This window comes from Hydrogenophaga taeniospiralis, assembly GCF_020510445.1.
Classification (GTDB): Bacteria; Pseudomonadota; Gammaproteobacteria; order Burkholderiales; family Burkholderiaceae_C; genus Hydrogenophaga.
Window position 1 is genome coordinate 1,921,119 of the sequence record NZ_JAHBAG010000001.1, and the last position, 12,630, is coordinate 1,933,748.

The 12,630-nt window shown below is 64.0% G+C and carries 15 protein-coding genes; 7 read left to right on the plus strand and 8 right to left on the minus strand.

The genetic code is table 11. The features are described 5' to 3' along the window. The first annotated feature begins 2 nt into the window (after nucleotides 1-2). Nucleotides 3-1,259 (plus strand): Zn-dependent hydrolase, encoded by a 1,257-nt coding sequence (locus KIH07_RS09225; protein ID WP_226491686.1) that lies wholly within the window; start codon nucleotides 3-5, stop codon nucleotides 1,257-1,259. Between the two features lie 16 nt (nucleotides 1,260-1,275). Here KIH07_RS09225 and KIH07_RS09230 read toward each other — a convergent pair whose 3' ends face one another. The 4 genes from KIH07_RS09230 to KIH07_RS09245 form a co-directional block, all read right to left on the minus strand. After that, a complete protein-coding gene (locus KIH07_RS09230; protein ID WP_226491687.1) occupies nucleotides 1,276-1,833 on the minus strand; it encodes an AidA/PixA family protein in 558 nt (185 codons plus the stop codon). A gap of 74 nt (nucleotides 1,834-1,907) precedes the next feature. After that, entirely contained in the window at nucleotides 1,908-2,462 is a 555-nt protein-coding gene (locus KIH07_RS09235; protein WP_226491688.1) for an inclusion body family protein, read from the minus strand. Between the two features lie 254 nt (nucleotides 2,463-2,716). Further along, nucleotides 2,717-3,499, minus strand: a complete 783-nt coding sequence (locus KIH07_RS09240; RefSeq protein WP_226491689.1) for a hypothetical protein — start codon at nucleotides 3,497-3,499, stop codon at nucleotides 2,717-2,719. Between the two features lie 310 nt (nucleotides 3,500-3,809). Continuing rightward, a complete protein-coding gene (locus KIH07_RS09245) occupies nucleotides 3,810-5,423 on the minus strand; it encodes an AAA family ATPase (RefSeq protein WP_226491690.1) in 1,614 nt (537 codons plus the stop codon). 138 nt (nucleotides 5,424-5,561) lie between these two features. On the opposite strand from KIH07_RS09245, the gene KIH07_RS09250 reads away from it, so the two are divergent. The 6 genes from KIH07_RS09250 to KIH07_RS09275 all read left to right on the plus strand — a co-directional run bounded on the left by KIH07_RS09250 (nucleotide 5,562) and on the right by KIH07_RS09275 (nucleotide 9,777). Further along, nucleotides 5,562-5,891: an ArsR/SmtB family transcription factor gene (locus KIH07_RS09250; protein ID WP_264181825.1), complete on the plus strand. Its 330-nt coding sequence runs from the start codon at nucleotides 5,562-5,564 to the stop codon at nucleotides 5,889-5,891. Beyond that, nucleotides 5,888-6,334, plus strand: coding sequence for an SRPBCC family protein (locus KIH07_RS09255; RefSeq protein ID WP_226491691.1), 447 nt, complete (start codon nucleotides 5,888-5,890; stop codon nucleotides 6,332-6,334). The genes KIH07_RS09250 and KIH07_RS09255 overlap by 4 nt, the downstream gene beginning before the upstream one ends. Beyond that, nucleotides 6,331-6,750, plus strand: coding sequence for a GFA family protein (locus KIH07_RS09260; protein WP_226491692.1), 420 nt, complete (start codon nucleotides 6,331-6,333; stop codon nucleotides 6,748-6,750). Before KIH07_RS09255 ends, KIH07_RS09260 begins: the two co-directional genes overlap by 4 nt. A 59-nt stretch (nucleotides 6,751-6,809) precedes the next feature. After that, nucleotides 6,810-7,349 carry a pilin gene (locus tag KIH07_RS09265; RefSeq protein WP_226491693.1) on the plus strand — a complete coding sequence of 180 codons (540 nt, stop codon included), beginning with the start codon at nucleotides 6,810-6,812 and terminating at the stop codon, nucleotides 7,347-7,349. A 107-nt stretch (nucleotides 7,350-7,456) separates the two neighbouring features. Beyond that, a complete protein-coding gene (locus KIH07_RS09270) occupies nucleotides 7,457-7,963 on the plus strand; it encodes a hydrolase (RefSeq protein ID WP_226491694.1) in 507 nt (168 codons plus the stop codon). 131 nt (nucleotides 7,964-8,094) lie between these two features. Then, the gene (locus KIH07_RS09275; RefSeq protein WP_226491695.1) at nucleotides 8,095-9,777 is read left to right on the plus strand and encodes a vWA domain-containing protein; all 1,683 of its coding nucleotides are present in this window, start codon (nucleotides 8,095-8,097) and stop codon (nucleotides 9,775-9,777) included. Between the two features lie 146 nt (nucleotides 9,778-9,923). Here KIH07_RS09275 and KIH07_RS09280 read toward each other — a convergent pair whose 3' ends face one another. The 4 genes from KIH07_RS09280 to KIH07_RS09295 all read right to left on the minus strand — a co-directional run bounded on the left by KIH07_RS09280 (nucleotide 9,924) and on the right by KIH07_RS09295 (nucleotide 12,519). Next, nucleotides 9,924-10,469: an NADAR family protein gene (locus KIH07_RS09280; RefSeq protein WP_226491696.1), complete on the minus strand. Its 546-nt coding sequence runs from the start codon at nucleotides 10,467-10,469 to the stop codon at nucleotides 9,924-9,926. A gap of 151 nt (nucleotides 10,470-10,620) precedes the next feature. After that, the gene (locus KIH07_RS09285) at nucleotides 10,621-11,439 is read right to left on the minus strand and encodes a GNAT family N-acetyltransferase (RefSeq protein ID WP_226491697.1); all 819 of its coding nucleotides are present in this window, start codon (nucleotides 11,437-11,439) and stop codon (nucleotides 10,621-10,623) included. A gap of 183 nt (nucleotides 11,440-11,622) precedes the next feature. Next, a complete protein-coding gene (locus KIH07_RS09290) occupies nucleotides 11,623-12,102 on the minus strand; it encodes a hypothetical protein (RefSeq protein ID WP_226491698.1) in 480 nt (159 codons plus the stop codon). 51 nt (nucleotides 12,103-12,153) lie between these two features. Then, the gene (locus tag KIH07_RS09295) at nucleotides 12,154-12,519 is read right to left on the minus strand and encodes a hypothetical protein (RefSeq protein ID WP_226491699.1); all 366 of its coding nucleotides are present in this window, start codon (nucleotides 12,517-12,519) and stop codon (nucleotides 12,154-12,156) included. Nucleotides 12,520-12,630 lie beyond the last annotated feature (111 nt).

Sequence of the window (12,630 nt, forward strand, 5' to 3'; positions counted from 1 at the left end):
CCATGGACACCAAAGTCAAACCCAATATTGAAAACCTGCGCATCAACGGCGAGCGCCTCTGGGCTTCGCTCATGGAGCTGGCGCAGATCGGCGCCACGCCCAAGGGCGGCGTGTGTCGCCTCACGCTCACGGACCTGGACAAGCAAGGCCGCGACCTGGTCACGCGCTGGGCGCGCGAGGCGGGCATGACGGTCACCATCGACAAGATCGGCAACGGCTTCATGCGCCGCCCCGGCCGCAACAACAGCCTGCCGCCGATCATGACCGGCAGCCACATCGACACCCAGCCCACCGGCGGCAAGTTCGACGGCAATTACGGCGTGCTGGCCGGCATCGAGGTGGTGCGCACGCTCAACGACCACGGCATCGAGACCGAGGCGCCCATCGAAGTGGCGTTCTGGACCAACGAAGAAGGCTCGCGCTTCGTGCCCGTGATGATGGGCTCGGGCGTGTTCGCCAAGGCCTTCACGCTCGAGCACGCCTACGCCGCCACCGACACCGAAGGCAAGACGGTGAAGGGCGAGCTGGAGCGCATCGGCTACGTCGGCGAGCAGGAGCCGGGCGACCACCCCATCGGCGCCTACTTCGAAACCCACATCGAACAAGGGCCGGTGCTTGAAGACAACCACAAGACCATCGGCGTCGTCACCGGCGTGCTCGGCATCCGCTGGTACGACTGCACCGTGACCGGCATGGAGGCCCACGCCGGCCCCACGCCCATGGCATTGCGCCGCGACGCGCTGCAGGTCGCCGCCCACCTGATGCAGGAAGTGGTGGCCTGCGCCCACCGCCACCCACCGCACGGGCGCGGCACGGTGGGCATGGTGCAGGTGCACCCCAACAGCCGCAACGTGATCCCGGGCCAGGTGAAGTTCAGCATCGACCTGCGCAACGCCACCGACGCCGACTGCGAGCGCATGGACCAGGACATCCGCGCCGTGGCCGCGAAGCTCAGCGCGGACACGGGCCTGCCCATCAATATCGAACTGGTGTCCAACTACCCGGCCCAGGTCTTCCACCCCGACTGCGTGGACGCCGTGGGCCGCGCCGCCGCCAAGCTCGGCTACAGCCACATGCCCGCCGTCTCGGGCGCCGGGCACGATGCCGTGTACATGGCGCGCCTGGCGCCCGCGGGCATGGTGTTCATCCCCTGCAAGGACGGCATCAGCCACAACGAGATCGAAAGCGCCGAGCCCGAGCACATCACCGCGGGCTGCAACGTGCTGCTGCACGCGATGCTGGAGCGCGCGGGTAGGTGAACACCTTCGCACCGTTTCATGGCTGTTCGCACCGCACGCGAAACTTCCAGAAGTAGTACCCCAACAGCTGTTGGGATTGGCCGTCTTCGGCCAGCGTGTACAGGGCGAAGTCGGCGTTCAGGACCCTCGATTTCAGGGCGATGAATCTTGCGTTCAGGCTGCTGAAATTCGTTTCGACATGAAGGGGCGGTATTCCCCCGTTGCTCGAATCGGGGTCGGGCTGTACCGCCTCTTCCCGCGTCACCACGACCGGCTTGAAGCTTTTTGAGACCCGGTTTTCTTCCCCGTTCCGGGTGTCGACCGCGTAAACAATCACGGCGTCGTCCGAGTTGTTGGAGATGGAAACCCCCCTCAGCGCGACCCGGCTTCCATGGCCGATGTTGACGCATGGCTCGTCCGTCTCCTGTTCAGGGGCATCGTCGCGCCATCCCGGGCAGATCATGAACACCCCGCCGGGGCCGATTTCTGTCGGATGTTTGGCGTCCTGGCTCGGGTCGGGGCAGGTCGATTTCACATGGCCGGTGTCGATGACGGCGAGCAGATTGATCCATGCAGCGCCAATTTCTGGTTCCATAAGAGCCACCTAATAAAAAAGCACAGTGCCGCTGGGGCGGCACTGTGCTTGTGTGACCGCGATGCCGGTACCGATCAACCCTGCACGGTGATGGTGGGGTCCCAGTAGAAGTACCCGAACAGGTTCTGGGTCTGGCCGTCCGACCCCAGCGTGTAGAGGCCGAAGTAGACGTAGAAGTTTTCCGTGCCCGATTTGCCCACCTTCGAGTCCAGGCTGCTGAAGTTCTGCACCGTCTGGAGGGGCGGAATGCCGCCGTTCGCGACCTGCTCCGGATTGGGTTGCACGGCACGGTTGCGGGTGATCACGTTGGGCGTGAAGCTGTTGAACACCTGGGTGCCGCTCCAGTACTTGATGCCGTAGACGATCACGGCGTCGTCCGAATTGGCGTAGACGGAGGTGCCGGTGAACGACGCGTAGTCACCGACGTTGAGCTTGAACGACAGATCCGCCGTTCCTTGGCCGCTGATGATCCCGCGCGTTCCGGTGGCGATCATGAACTGGCTGTTGTGATTGATGCCGGTGGGCTTGGTCGGGTCCTTGCTGGGGTTGGAATAGGTGGACTTGACGTACTCCGTATCAATGACGACAAGGATGTTGGCGGTCTGACCCGATGCGGTGAGTGCTGTCATTGCAATAGCCTTTTAAATGAACGTTGAATACCCACAAGGCCTTTCGGACTTGCTCCAGAATCATCCGTGAATGCCCGATCAATCCTCCCTCTGCCGGGGCGCTGTCAATCAATGTGCCTTGATTTTTGGATCGCTCTGGAAAGCCCTGGATGAGACGCTGCAAACGTTAACGGCACGGGCGGTTGCAGATAAGTAACGTTACGGTAAAGGCCAACCGTTGTTACGGTAACTTCGTGGGACTGCGCGATTGGAATCTATGGGAAAAAGCGCTTCAGGGAAGCGCAAATGGAAGAAGCGAGGTCTTCCTGAAGTGCGATGGTCAGGGAGCCATTTCGATTGAATTGCTCCGACAGCGTGATATGGCATGTGGACGCATCGATCAGGCGAATGGACGCTTTGACGACGCCTGCGGCGATCTGGATGCTGCCTTCAAGGCGGTGTTTGATCGGTTGGTGGAGGGCGTCGTAAGACGCATGGGGTTCGCGCACGGCGTTTTTGGGCGCGAAATCGGCACCCGCGACAACGATTTCCCCGAACGTCTTGTACAGCTGGTGCACCAGTTCGTCGTGCAAGCCGTGCGCGAAGGACTTCCCGCTGCTTTGGTGCGAAAGGCATTTGAAGGGGTACACCGCGAATCTGGATGGCGGCTTGAAAGAACCGCTTGCGGCGTTGGTGCGCTGGATGGACGGCATGTAGCTGCCTACGGGAATGCATATCCTGCAATCGTTGTTGGCGCCCGGCATCGCATAGTACGCCTTGAGCTTGGCCCGCAGGCGCCCGACCTGAACCCGCACAATCGGGTCTTCGCTGGTGTAGTACTTGGAGGGATCGCGGTTGAAAACGGCAATACCAATGGCGTATTCCGTGGTGTCCTGAATCGTGCCGGAGATGGCTTTTTCAACCAGAAAACGCAGCAAACGACTTATGCGCGGCGATTGACGAAACAGGTCACTGGCCAAAATCGAATCGCAGGCTGCTCGAACATCATTGGCCTGGAAAGGCGCAGCGCCATTTGAGTCGGTTTCCATGTCGTTCATCGTGTTTGTTTCAAGCACGGCAAGGACGCTGATGGCCAGGCATTACAGGGTTTTCTGAATCATCGTTCCATTCATGAAGTGTTCCGTCGGGTGAAGGGTGCATGTCTGGCTTGCTCGGTTGGTCAGCGGGCCGCCCCTCCGTTCGGCTGCAACGCCGTGTCACGGAATTCGGGGGCGATTTGAGATGGATGAAATGATTTCGGGAAATGGTGGCCATTTGTCCACCATTTTCCGTTCGCCCTCCTTGTGCGAAAAAAATGTACCTGAAAACGCCGACGCTGAAACCTGTCAGACATGACAGGATGGGCGCTCAGATCAGGCGTGCCCGCTCGCCCGCATCCAGCGGCTCCAGCCAGCCCAGTTGCTGCTCCAGCACCGACACCGTGGCCTCGGACGCGTCGGCCCCGCGCGCCTGCCGCTCGGTGATGCGCTGGCGCAGCAGGTCCACCGGCGCCTCGCAGGCGAGGATGTGGAACGGCACGCGCTGTTCATCGGCCAGTGCGGCAAACGCGGCGCGTTCGGCCGCGCGCAGAAAGGCCGCGTCCACCAGCACCGTCCAGCGCTCGGCGAGCAGCCGGCGCGCGCGCGCCAGCAGCGAGGTGTAGGTGTCCGTGTGGGCCTGCGGGCTGTAGAGCCCGGCGTTCAGGCCCGAGCCGCTGGGCGCCAGCGCGCTCAGGCCGTGCATGCGCTTGCGTTCCACGTCGGAGCGCAGGCGGATCGCGCGCCCGCTGGCTTCGGCGGCGAGCCAGCGGCTGGAGGCCCAGGTCTTGCCACTGCCGGAGAGGCCGTGGGTGATGATCAGTTGCGGTGAGGGCGGGTGGGCGATGTCGCGCGCCAGCGCGAGGTAGCGCCGCGCCTCGGAGAGCAAGTGCTCACGCTCGTCTTCTGCCGCCGTGCCCAGCACATCCGGCCGCCCCGAGCCGGTCGAAGGGCGCGCCGGATTTCCACCCAACTGCCCCAGGCGGATCGCAGCCACCTTGGCGCGCACGCCGGCGCGGTAGCTGGCGAAAAAGCTCCACACGGTGGGCGCCGACACGTCGCCGCTGGCGTCGAGCCAGGCGCTCAGCAGCACGTTGGCCAGGCCGGGGCACCCGTGGCCCAGCAGGTCCATCCAGGCGAAGGCCATGTCGTTGGCCACGTCGATCCAGCGCAGCGAGTCGTTGAACTCAATGGCGTCGAAGGGCAGGACCTCGTCCTCGCCGTTCCCCTGGATCAGCACCAGGTTGGCCAGGTGCAGATCGCCATGGCCTTCGCGCACGCGGCCCTTCTGGCGCCGCCGGGAGAGCAGCGGTTCGATGGCGTTGAAGCGCTGCTCGGTCCAGTCGCTCAGCTCGCGCACCAGGGCGGCGTCGGCGGGTGCGGTCAAGGCCGTGCGCAGGGTGCTGAAGTTGTCGCGCGGCCAGCGCATGGCTGCGGTCGGGTGGCCCCAGGCCTGGCCGGTGCCGGCCACGGCGGCCCGGGCCTGAAACGCCGCCATGCGCCGCGCCAGGCCGATCAGGTGCTCGGGGCTCAGGGCACCGCGCTCGCACAGGTGGTCCAGCCGGCAGGCCTCGTCAAAGCGGCGCATCAGCACCGCGAATTCGATGGCCTGCGCCTCGTCGCCCGTGCCGGGCTTGCCCCAGCGCGGCTGCGCCGGCGTGCCGACGATGGGCAGCACGCCCAGGTACAGCTGCGTGGCGGGTCGGTCGTGCTGCTGGAAACGCCGGTTGACCCGGATCTCGGTCTCGCAGGCGTGGCGGCGCAGGGCCAGGGTGCTGAAATCCATGAAGGGAAAACGCACCGGCTTCTTGATCTTGTAGGCGTGCTCCCCCGCCAGCAGCACCCAGGCGCCATGCGTTTCCATCAGTTCGACGCGCTCCACCGGGTGCGGGTAGCGGGCTGGGTCCAGCAGGGCCGCAATCAGGGGAGGGGTTCGATCGGTCATGCGGGCACTGTATCGAATCGGCACGCAAGACGCTGAGGGTGGTCCGTGAAAGAGGTGGCGGCAGTGAGCAGCCCAGTCGCACCAGGGCTTCAACAAATTAGTGTTGACTAATCAATTAGAGGCTACTAATATGACCCCATGATTGAAGCCGCCCCCATCAATGCCGTCATGCGCACGCTGGCCGACCCGACACGCCGGGCCGTGTTCGAGCGGGTCGCCAGCTGCGACGAGATCACCGTGGCCGAGCTCACCCGGGGCAGTGGCGTGACCCAGGGTGCCATCTCGCAGCACCTCAAGTCGCTGAAGCAGGCCGGCCTGGTCGCCGAACGCCCCGAGGGGCGCAACGTCTATTACCGCGCCGAACCCAACGGCCTCGCACCGCTTGTCGACTGGATGAGCCACTACGGCGTGTTCTGGCGCGAGCAATTCACCAACCTCCGCACGCTTCTGAAGGAGATCGACCCATGAAACAGGACATCGTGGTTGACGAAGTCTTCCCGCACGCCCCAGAGACGCTCTGGAAAACGCTGACCACCGGCGAGCTGATCGGCCGCTGGATGATGGCGCCGACCGGGTTCGAAGCGGTGAAAGGCAAGCGTTTCACCTTTCAGACCAAGCCCGCCGGTGCGTGGGACGGGACCATCCACTGCCAGGTGCTGGAGGTCGTGCCGTGCGAGCGGCTCGTCTACGAGTGGAAAGGCGGACACGAGTCCAACGTGGGGTACGGCTCGCGGCTGGACACCGTGGTCAGCTGGCACCTTTCCAGGGTGGACAACGGGACACGGCTGCGCCTGGTCCATTCCGGCTTCGTCACCCCGAAGAACGACAGCGCCCTGAAGAGCATGGGCGAAGGCTGGAAAAAAGTGGTGCAAAACATCGGCGCCGTCGCCGGCGAGGAGAAAAAGGCATGAACAACGCATACACCGGCGGGTGCGCCTGCGGCGCGATCCGATATGAAATCGCCGACGAACCGATGGTGATGAGCGACTGCCAGTGCCGCGACTGCCAGCGCAAGAGCGGCACCGGGCACGGCTCCTACCTCACCTTCCCGAGCAGGGCGCGCGTGACGCTCCAGGGCGAAGCCAAGCAGTGGGACATGGTCGGCGACAGCGGCAACGTGAAGACCCGCGCCTTCTGCCCCCACTGCGGATCGCCCGTGTACCTCACGTTCGCGGCCATGCCCGAGCTCTTCACCGTGCACGCCGCCAGCCTGGACGACCCGAGCCGCTACCGGCCGCAGATGGTGACCTACGGCGTGCGTGGCCACGCCTGGGACCACCTCGACCCGACCGTGCCCGTGTTCGACAGGATGCCGCCGGGGGTGTGAGCCGTCTGGCGACGGGGCGCGGGTGCTGCTGGCGCTGGGCCGGGCTGCCGCTTCGGCGAATGCCGCAGAATGCCACCATCCCCACCCGGCGCCTGGTCGCCCGCCCGCTTGTGAACACCTCCAACACCCGCCGCCACGGCTTCTCGCTGATCGAATTGATGGTCGTGGTGGCCATCATCGCCATCCTCGCGCTCATGGCCGTGCCCAACCTGGCCAGCAAATACATCCGCGAAAACATCGTCGAGGCCATGCCGCTGGCCAAGATCGCCAAAGACCCGGTGGCCGCCGCCTGGGCCGCCACCAAGACCATGCCCGACGACAACGCCAGCGCCGGGCTGCCGGCGGCCGACAAGATCGTCAACAACGTGGTGAAGTCGGTCACGGTGGACGGCGGCGCGATCCACATCCTGTTCGGCAACCGCGCCAATGGCGCCCTGCAGGGCAAGACGCTGACCCTGCGCCCGGCCGTGGTGGAAGACGCGCCCATCGTGCCCGTGGTCTGGGTCTGCGGCCACGCGAAGGCGCCCGACAAGATGAAGGCGCTGGGCACCGACAAGACCGACATTCTTCCCGCCCACCTGCCTGTGAACTGCGTTTAGGAGCGCGGAAGTGACGACCCATTGATGTCGCTCAACTGCGCTGGCTTCTGGCTGCCTATAACGAAAGCTGTGCGCGTGCCACGCGCAGCATTCAGGAAGGACCCACCATGCAGACCAATGCACTCCCCCACTACGACATGTCGGTCAACACCACCGGCTGTTGCCCCAAGTTCAACCCCGAGGGTTGGGACGCGCAGGAGCTCCATTTCCGCGACAAACCGTTCGTGCGCGCCAAGACGCACAGCCTCATGCATGTGCCCGTTGACATGGGCCGGGTTTTCTCGCGCGTGCAGAAACACATGGAAGCCGCGGGCGCCATCGACGAGTCGGACACCATCGTGCTCTCGCGCGACACCTCATCTTTCGCTGGTGAGCACTTGTTCGCGGTGCCCAAGGCGGTACCGGAAGAAGAGATGACCACGCTCTCGGGCGACTTCGTCACCAAGGTCTTTGAAGGCCCCTACCAAGAGACCCGCCATTGGCACGAGCAGATGGAAAACCTGGTTCGCGCCCGCGGCAGCGAGCCGAAATCGATCTGGTTTTTCTACACCACCTGCCCCAAATGCGCGAAGGCCTATGGGAAGAACTACGTGGTGGGTGTCGCCGAGGTTTGACGGGTCGGCTTGCGGTGGGCGGCAGTATTACGGTTTGTTACGAATGAGGCGGGCGCGCTTTAACCCCGTTCGGGCTGCTGCGTCGTTTCAGTCGGGGCATCCCTTTCATTCATTCACAGGAGCCCCCCACCATGTCCCCTACCGGTCCCCATTTGCTGCTGGTTGTTCTGATCGCGGCCCAGCTGGCCGCCTGTTCCAGCGGCGCCCCCGTGCCTGCAACTGCACCGGCCGAGCCGCTGGCGGAGCGGGCCGACGCCGCGCCCGCCCCCCCGGCGCTGACCATGCCCGCATCAGCGCCGGCCGCCGCTGGGTCCCCACAGGCGGTGGGCAAGGTGGCGCGCATGCGGGTGATGCCGATGCACATGCCGGTCCCCATGCCCGTACCCGACCAGCCGTCGAACGAGCGCTACGGCCAGATCAGCGACAACCCGATCCACCGCGTGGCAGAGGCGCCGGTGTCCACATTCAGCGTCGATGTGGACACGGGCAGCTACAGCAATGTGCGGCGCCTGCTCAACGGCGGCGCGCTGCCTCCGGCCGATGCGGTGCGGGTGGAGGAGCTGATCAACTACTTCCCCTACGACTACGCGCTGCCGCGCGACGGCCGGCCGTTTGCGGTGCACACCGCACTGGCGCCCGCGCCATGGAATGCGCAGCGGGTGCTGCTGCGGGTGGCGATCAAGGGGCAGGACGTGGCGAAGCAGAGCCTGCCGCCGGCCAACCTGGTGTTCCTGGTGGATGTGTCGGGCTCAATGGAGAGCGCGGACAAGTTGCCGTTGCTGCGGTCGTCGCTGAAGCTGCTGGTGGATCAGATGCGGCCGGTGGACCGCATTTCGCTGGTGACCTACGCCGGGGGCACGCGGGTGGTGCTGCCGCCGACCTCGGGCGCCGACAAGGCGGCCATCAAGGCCGCCATTGACGCGCTGCGCGCGGGCGGCGGCACGGCCGGCGCGTCGGGCATCGCACTGGCCTACAGCACCGCGCAGACGGGCTTCATCCCGGACGGCATCAACCGCATCCTGCTGGCTACCGACGGCGACTTCAACATCGGCATGACCGACACCGAGCAGCTCAAGAAAATGGTCGAGCAGAAGCGCCGTTCCGGCATTTCGCTCTCGACCCTGGGCTTTGGCACGGGCAACTACAACGAGGCCCTGATGGAGCAGATCGCCGACGTGGGCGACGGCGCCTACTCGTACGTGGACAACCTGATGGAAGGCCACAAGGTGCTGGTCAGCGAGATGAGCTCGACGCTGGCGACCATCGCCAAGGACGTGAAGGTGCAGATCGAGTTCAACCCGGCGCTGGTGCAGGAGTACCGCCAGATCGGTTACGAGAACCGGCAGCTGCGGCGCGAGGACTTCCACAACGACAAGGTGGACGCGGGCGACATCGGCGCCGGCCACACGGTGACGGCGCTGTACGAGCTGACGCTCACCGGCGCGCGCGGCGCCATCGACCCGCTGCGTTACGGGGCGGCGGTCACGGCGGGTGATGCGCGTTCGGGCGAGCTGGCGCAAGAACTGGCCCATCTGCGCTTGCGCTACAAGCAGCCGGGCCAGAGCAGCAGCGAACTGACCGAGACGCCGATCCGGCGCGAGGCGATGCGGCCGCTGGACCAGGCGGATGCGGAGTTCCGCTTCGCGACGGCGGTGGCCGGCTTCGGGCAGGTGCTGCGCGGCGGCCGCTACACGGGCGACTGGACCTATGCGGACGCACGGGCACTGGCGGCGGGCAGTCTGGGCAATGACCGGTTCGGCTACCGCGGCGAGTTCCTGCGCCTGGCCGGGCTGGCGCAGGCGCTGGCCAAGTGAGGCGGGCACCAGTCAGCAACCCCGACGGGTAACAACAGCTGCGTGTGGCGACGCAGCTCGCATTCAGTTCAGGGAGCCGACCCAGTTGTCCAGCAGCAGGTCGGTTTTGGGGCAAAAGGCAAGAGCTGATTCTGGGCCGCCAGACCCTAAGCACCGCCCCGAACCCGCATCAGCGCAAAGCCCAAGAGATTCAGCCCAGGCCATAGGTTCGGGTTGTTCACCTTCTCGTCGTCCTGAGCGAGGCCAATCCCCCAAACGCTGTCCACTGGACTGGCCTCGACGAGTATGCGGCCCCCGGTTTTCTGGAGAAACTCACCCAGCTCCGGGTTTTGCGCGAACTTGGCCACATTGGCGCGAACAACGATGGAGAACCTGCTGTTCAACCAGACAGCCTCATCGAAGCCACGGACCTGACGACCCAGTGCCTTGGCTGCGCCCGGATTCGGCGCTTGAAGCACCTGTGCCCTCGTTTCTTGATCCCCAAACAGGGTCGCCTTCTCGGCCATCATGAAGTGCTCCGCGGTGGGGTAGCGCTGGCCATCCACGACGAATGGAGCGCCGTACCACTGGCTGAAGCACGAGGCCGTGACCCCGCCCTTGCTGTGCTGGTGGCCCCAGAAGAAGACGTACTTCAGCCGCTCACCGCGGTTGAAGCGAGCGCGGAGGTCTTCAAGAAGCTGCGTGTCGTGCATTGGTGTTCTGCTGATGCTTGGCGTTGAAATTAGACCGTACGGCTTGAAGCCTCCGAGAGCAGTTGCAGAAAACTCTCTCCAGATAGCCCGTGACCTGCCCTCAAGAACCGCCAAAGCCTGACCCAATTGCCCCCGTTGCCCCTTCATCCGCTCAGGGGAGGTCGAGAATGCTCGCGACGGACTGCTCCAGCATCTCGACCAACTCCGGGTCCATGTACTTGTACTCGTCCGGAATGTCGAGCACGTGCAAGGGCTTGCCGGCCAGCAGCCCGGTGAACTCGGCGGCCAGCCGGGACTTGTGTTTCTGCTCCATCACGAAGATGACGTCGGCCCAGAGCACGTCGTCGACAGACACCGTGTGGCGGGCGTTGGGGCTCGTGCCCCCCGAGCGCGCCTGAACCCCGGGGCGCTTGCGCCAGATCTGCTCGGCCGTCGGGCTGCGCCACTGGTTGCGGCTGCACACGAACAGCAGCTTCAGCCGCCTTCCAGCGCCTGCGCCGCCTGACAACCGCTTGCTCATCGGTTGGCCTTCCATGCCGGCGAAGGTGGTGGCCGGCCCGCTGGCTTTGAAACCATGGCGTTCGTAGAACGGCAGTGCCGTTTTCGTGCTCTCCAGCCGCAACCCGGTCAACCCGGCGGCCACGGCCCAGCGCTCCATCGCTTGCAGCAACGCCTTGCCGACACCTTGAAAGCGAACCGACGGCGCGGCGTAGCACAGCAACAGCTCCCCCACAGCCGACGCCATAGCAAAGCCGACCACACCGGCTTCGCCCTCCGCCACAACGCAGCAGAGGTCGTCACGTTGAATCCATGCGAGGAAGTTGTCGGGCGTCTTGTTGCTGAGCCAAGCGTCCAGGCGCATCGGGTCGCCTTCGTGGTCTTCTGCACAGCACTGCTCGATGGAGTCGCGAACAACCCGGCACGCGGCTGCCGCATCTTCAGGCCTGGTTCGACGCACGCTGATGGTCATTGATGGTGATTGTTTAAGGTGGAAAGAGGTGATCGGGGCGGAGCTGGCCTTTTGCTTGAAGGATATGACGCTGGGCAAAAACAGGATCTGACCCCATTCCCACATGACCCCATTCCCCACACTCCGCCTTGTCCTCTTGAGGCTTGGCATTCTTTCGACTCAATGTACGACATGAGCACCGTCTCACGGCTTTCCAGAAGATGCCCGCTTGGTGGAGTGGCTGGGTATCACACGCCGACGAATCAGCGACACCATCACGCCGCCAAAGATCAGGTAGATAACGCCCACCGTTTGATTGAGCAACGACACTCCCAGGCAGCCCAAGAGAAAGCCAATCGACAAGTACAACGTTTCTTCTTTCCGCGACTCAGCCCACAACGCGACGCCGATCGCCCAAGAGCCGAGCCACCACACGTGCAGACGTAGAAATTCAATGGCGTTCGAATCGTTGATGGACGTCACGTAGGCGGGACTCAGTACAACCGCCGCTTGCATATCCGGCGCATTGACAAGACCCATGCGATCCAGCAGACCGAGAATGATCGCTGGGGCATTTGGATCAAAGTCGATGAATCTGTCTATTTGAAATAGTACCGCCGCTCCTGTAAGAGAAAGTGCTCCCAAAACGAGCGAGACAACCCCTAGGCGGCATTTGCTGTGCATGACTTGGTGCTTAATGTGCTATCGACATGTGATGGCTTTCGCATATGGGTGTCAGACCCTTGCGAGTGTGGCGACATGCAAAGACAAGACATAGACGCAGAGCAGCACAACCGAGAAAGCGACTGCTTTGAGCATTGCAATGCCTGCAGCAAGCAGGGAAAGGGTGCGCAAGAAATATAGCGGTATGCCAATTGGCGCCCAGAACGCTGCAATCACCGACGAACCGTAGGGCGGCTCTATGCCTTGTGCAGCGGCGTGGGCGTGGCACCAACGATAGATGAGAGCAGCTATGGCAAAACCATAGGGCAGGGCGAAAGGACTGATCGACTGTGGGGCCAAGGTCAAGTGCGCGTCGATGAGGCCCATTGTTGCCCATGTGGCGACCATCAATATGAGCAGGCGGTTTGGCTTTGACATTGGGACGGGTCGAAAGATGGGGTGATGGAATTTTTCCACCTATTTTATGGATATGACTCGTGGGCAAAACGCAAGACCTGACCCCGATGCATGCTCTGACCCCGATGCATG

Coding starts and splice junctions, on each gene's coding strand:
- KIH07_RS09225 (WP_226491686.1), top strand. CDS start 3: ATGGACACCAAAGTCAAACCCAATATTGAAAACCTGCGCATCAACGGC.
- KIH07_RS09285 (WP_226491697.1), bottom strand. CDS start 11,439: ATGACCATCAGCGTGCGTCGAACCAGGCCTGAAGATGCGGCAGCCGCG.
- KIH07_RS09260 (WP_226491692.1), top strand. CDS start 6,331: ATGAACAACGCATACACCGGCGGGTGCGCCTGCGGCGCGATCCGATAT.
- KIH07_RS09235 (WP_226491688.1), bottom strand. CDS start 2,462: ATGACAGCACTCACCGCATCGGGTCAGACCGCCAACATCCTTGTCGTC.
- KIH07_RS09295 (WP_226491699.1), bottom strand. CDS start 12,519: ATGTCAAAGCCAAACCGCCTGCTCATATTGATGGTCGCCACATGGGCA.
- KIH07_RS09240 (WP_226491689.1), bottom strand. CDS start 3,499: ATGAACGACATGGAAACCGACTCAAATGGCGCTGCGCCTTTCCAGGCC.
- KIH07_RS09280 (WP_226491696.1), bottom strand. CDS start 10,469: ATGCACGACACGCAGCTTCTTGAAGACCTCCGCGCTCGCTTCAACCGC.
- KIH07_RS09255 (WP_226491691.1), top strand. CDS start 5,888: ATGAAACAGGACATCGTGGTTGACGAAGTCTTCCCGCACGCCCCAGAG.
- KIH07_RS09275 (WP_226491695.1), top strand. CDS start 8,095: ATGTCCCCTACCGGTCCCCATTTGCTGCTGGTTGTTCTGATCGCGGCC.
- KIH07_RS09290 (WP_226491698.1), bottom strand. CDS start 12,102: ATGCACAGCAAATGCCGCCTAGGGGTTGTCTCGCTCGTTTTGGGAGCA.
- KIH07_RS09230 (WP_226491687.1), bottom strand. CDS start 1,833: ATGGAACCAGAAATTGGCGCTGCATGGATCAATCTGCTCGCCGTCATC.
- KIH07_RS09250 (WP_264181825.1), top strand. CDS start 5,562: ATGATTGAAGCCGCCCCCATCAATGCCGTCATGCGCACGCTGGCCGAC.
- KIH07_RS09265 (WP_226491693.1), top strand. CDS start 6,810: ATGCCGCAGAATGCCACCATCCCCACCCGGCGCCTGGTCGCCCGCCCG.
- KIH07_RS09270 (WP_226491694.1), top strand. CDS start 7,457: ATGCAGACCAATGCACTCCCCCACTACGACATGTCGGTCAACACCACC.
- KIH07_RS09245 (WP_226491690.1), bottom strand. CDS start 5,423: ATGACCGATCGAACCCCTCCCCTGATTGCGGCCCTGCTGGACCCAGCC.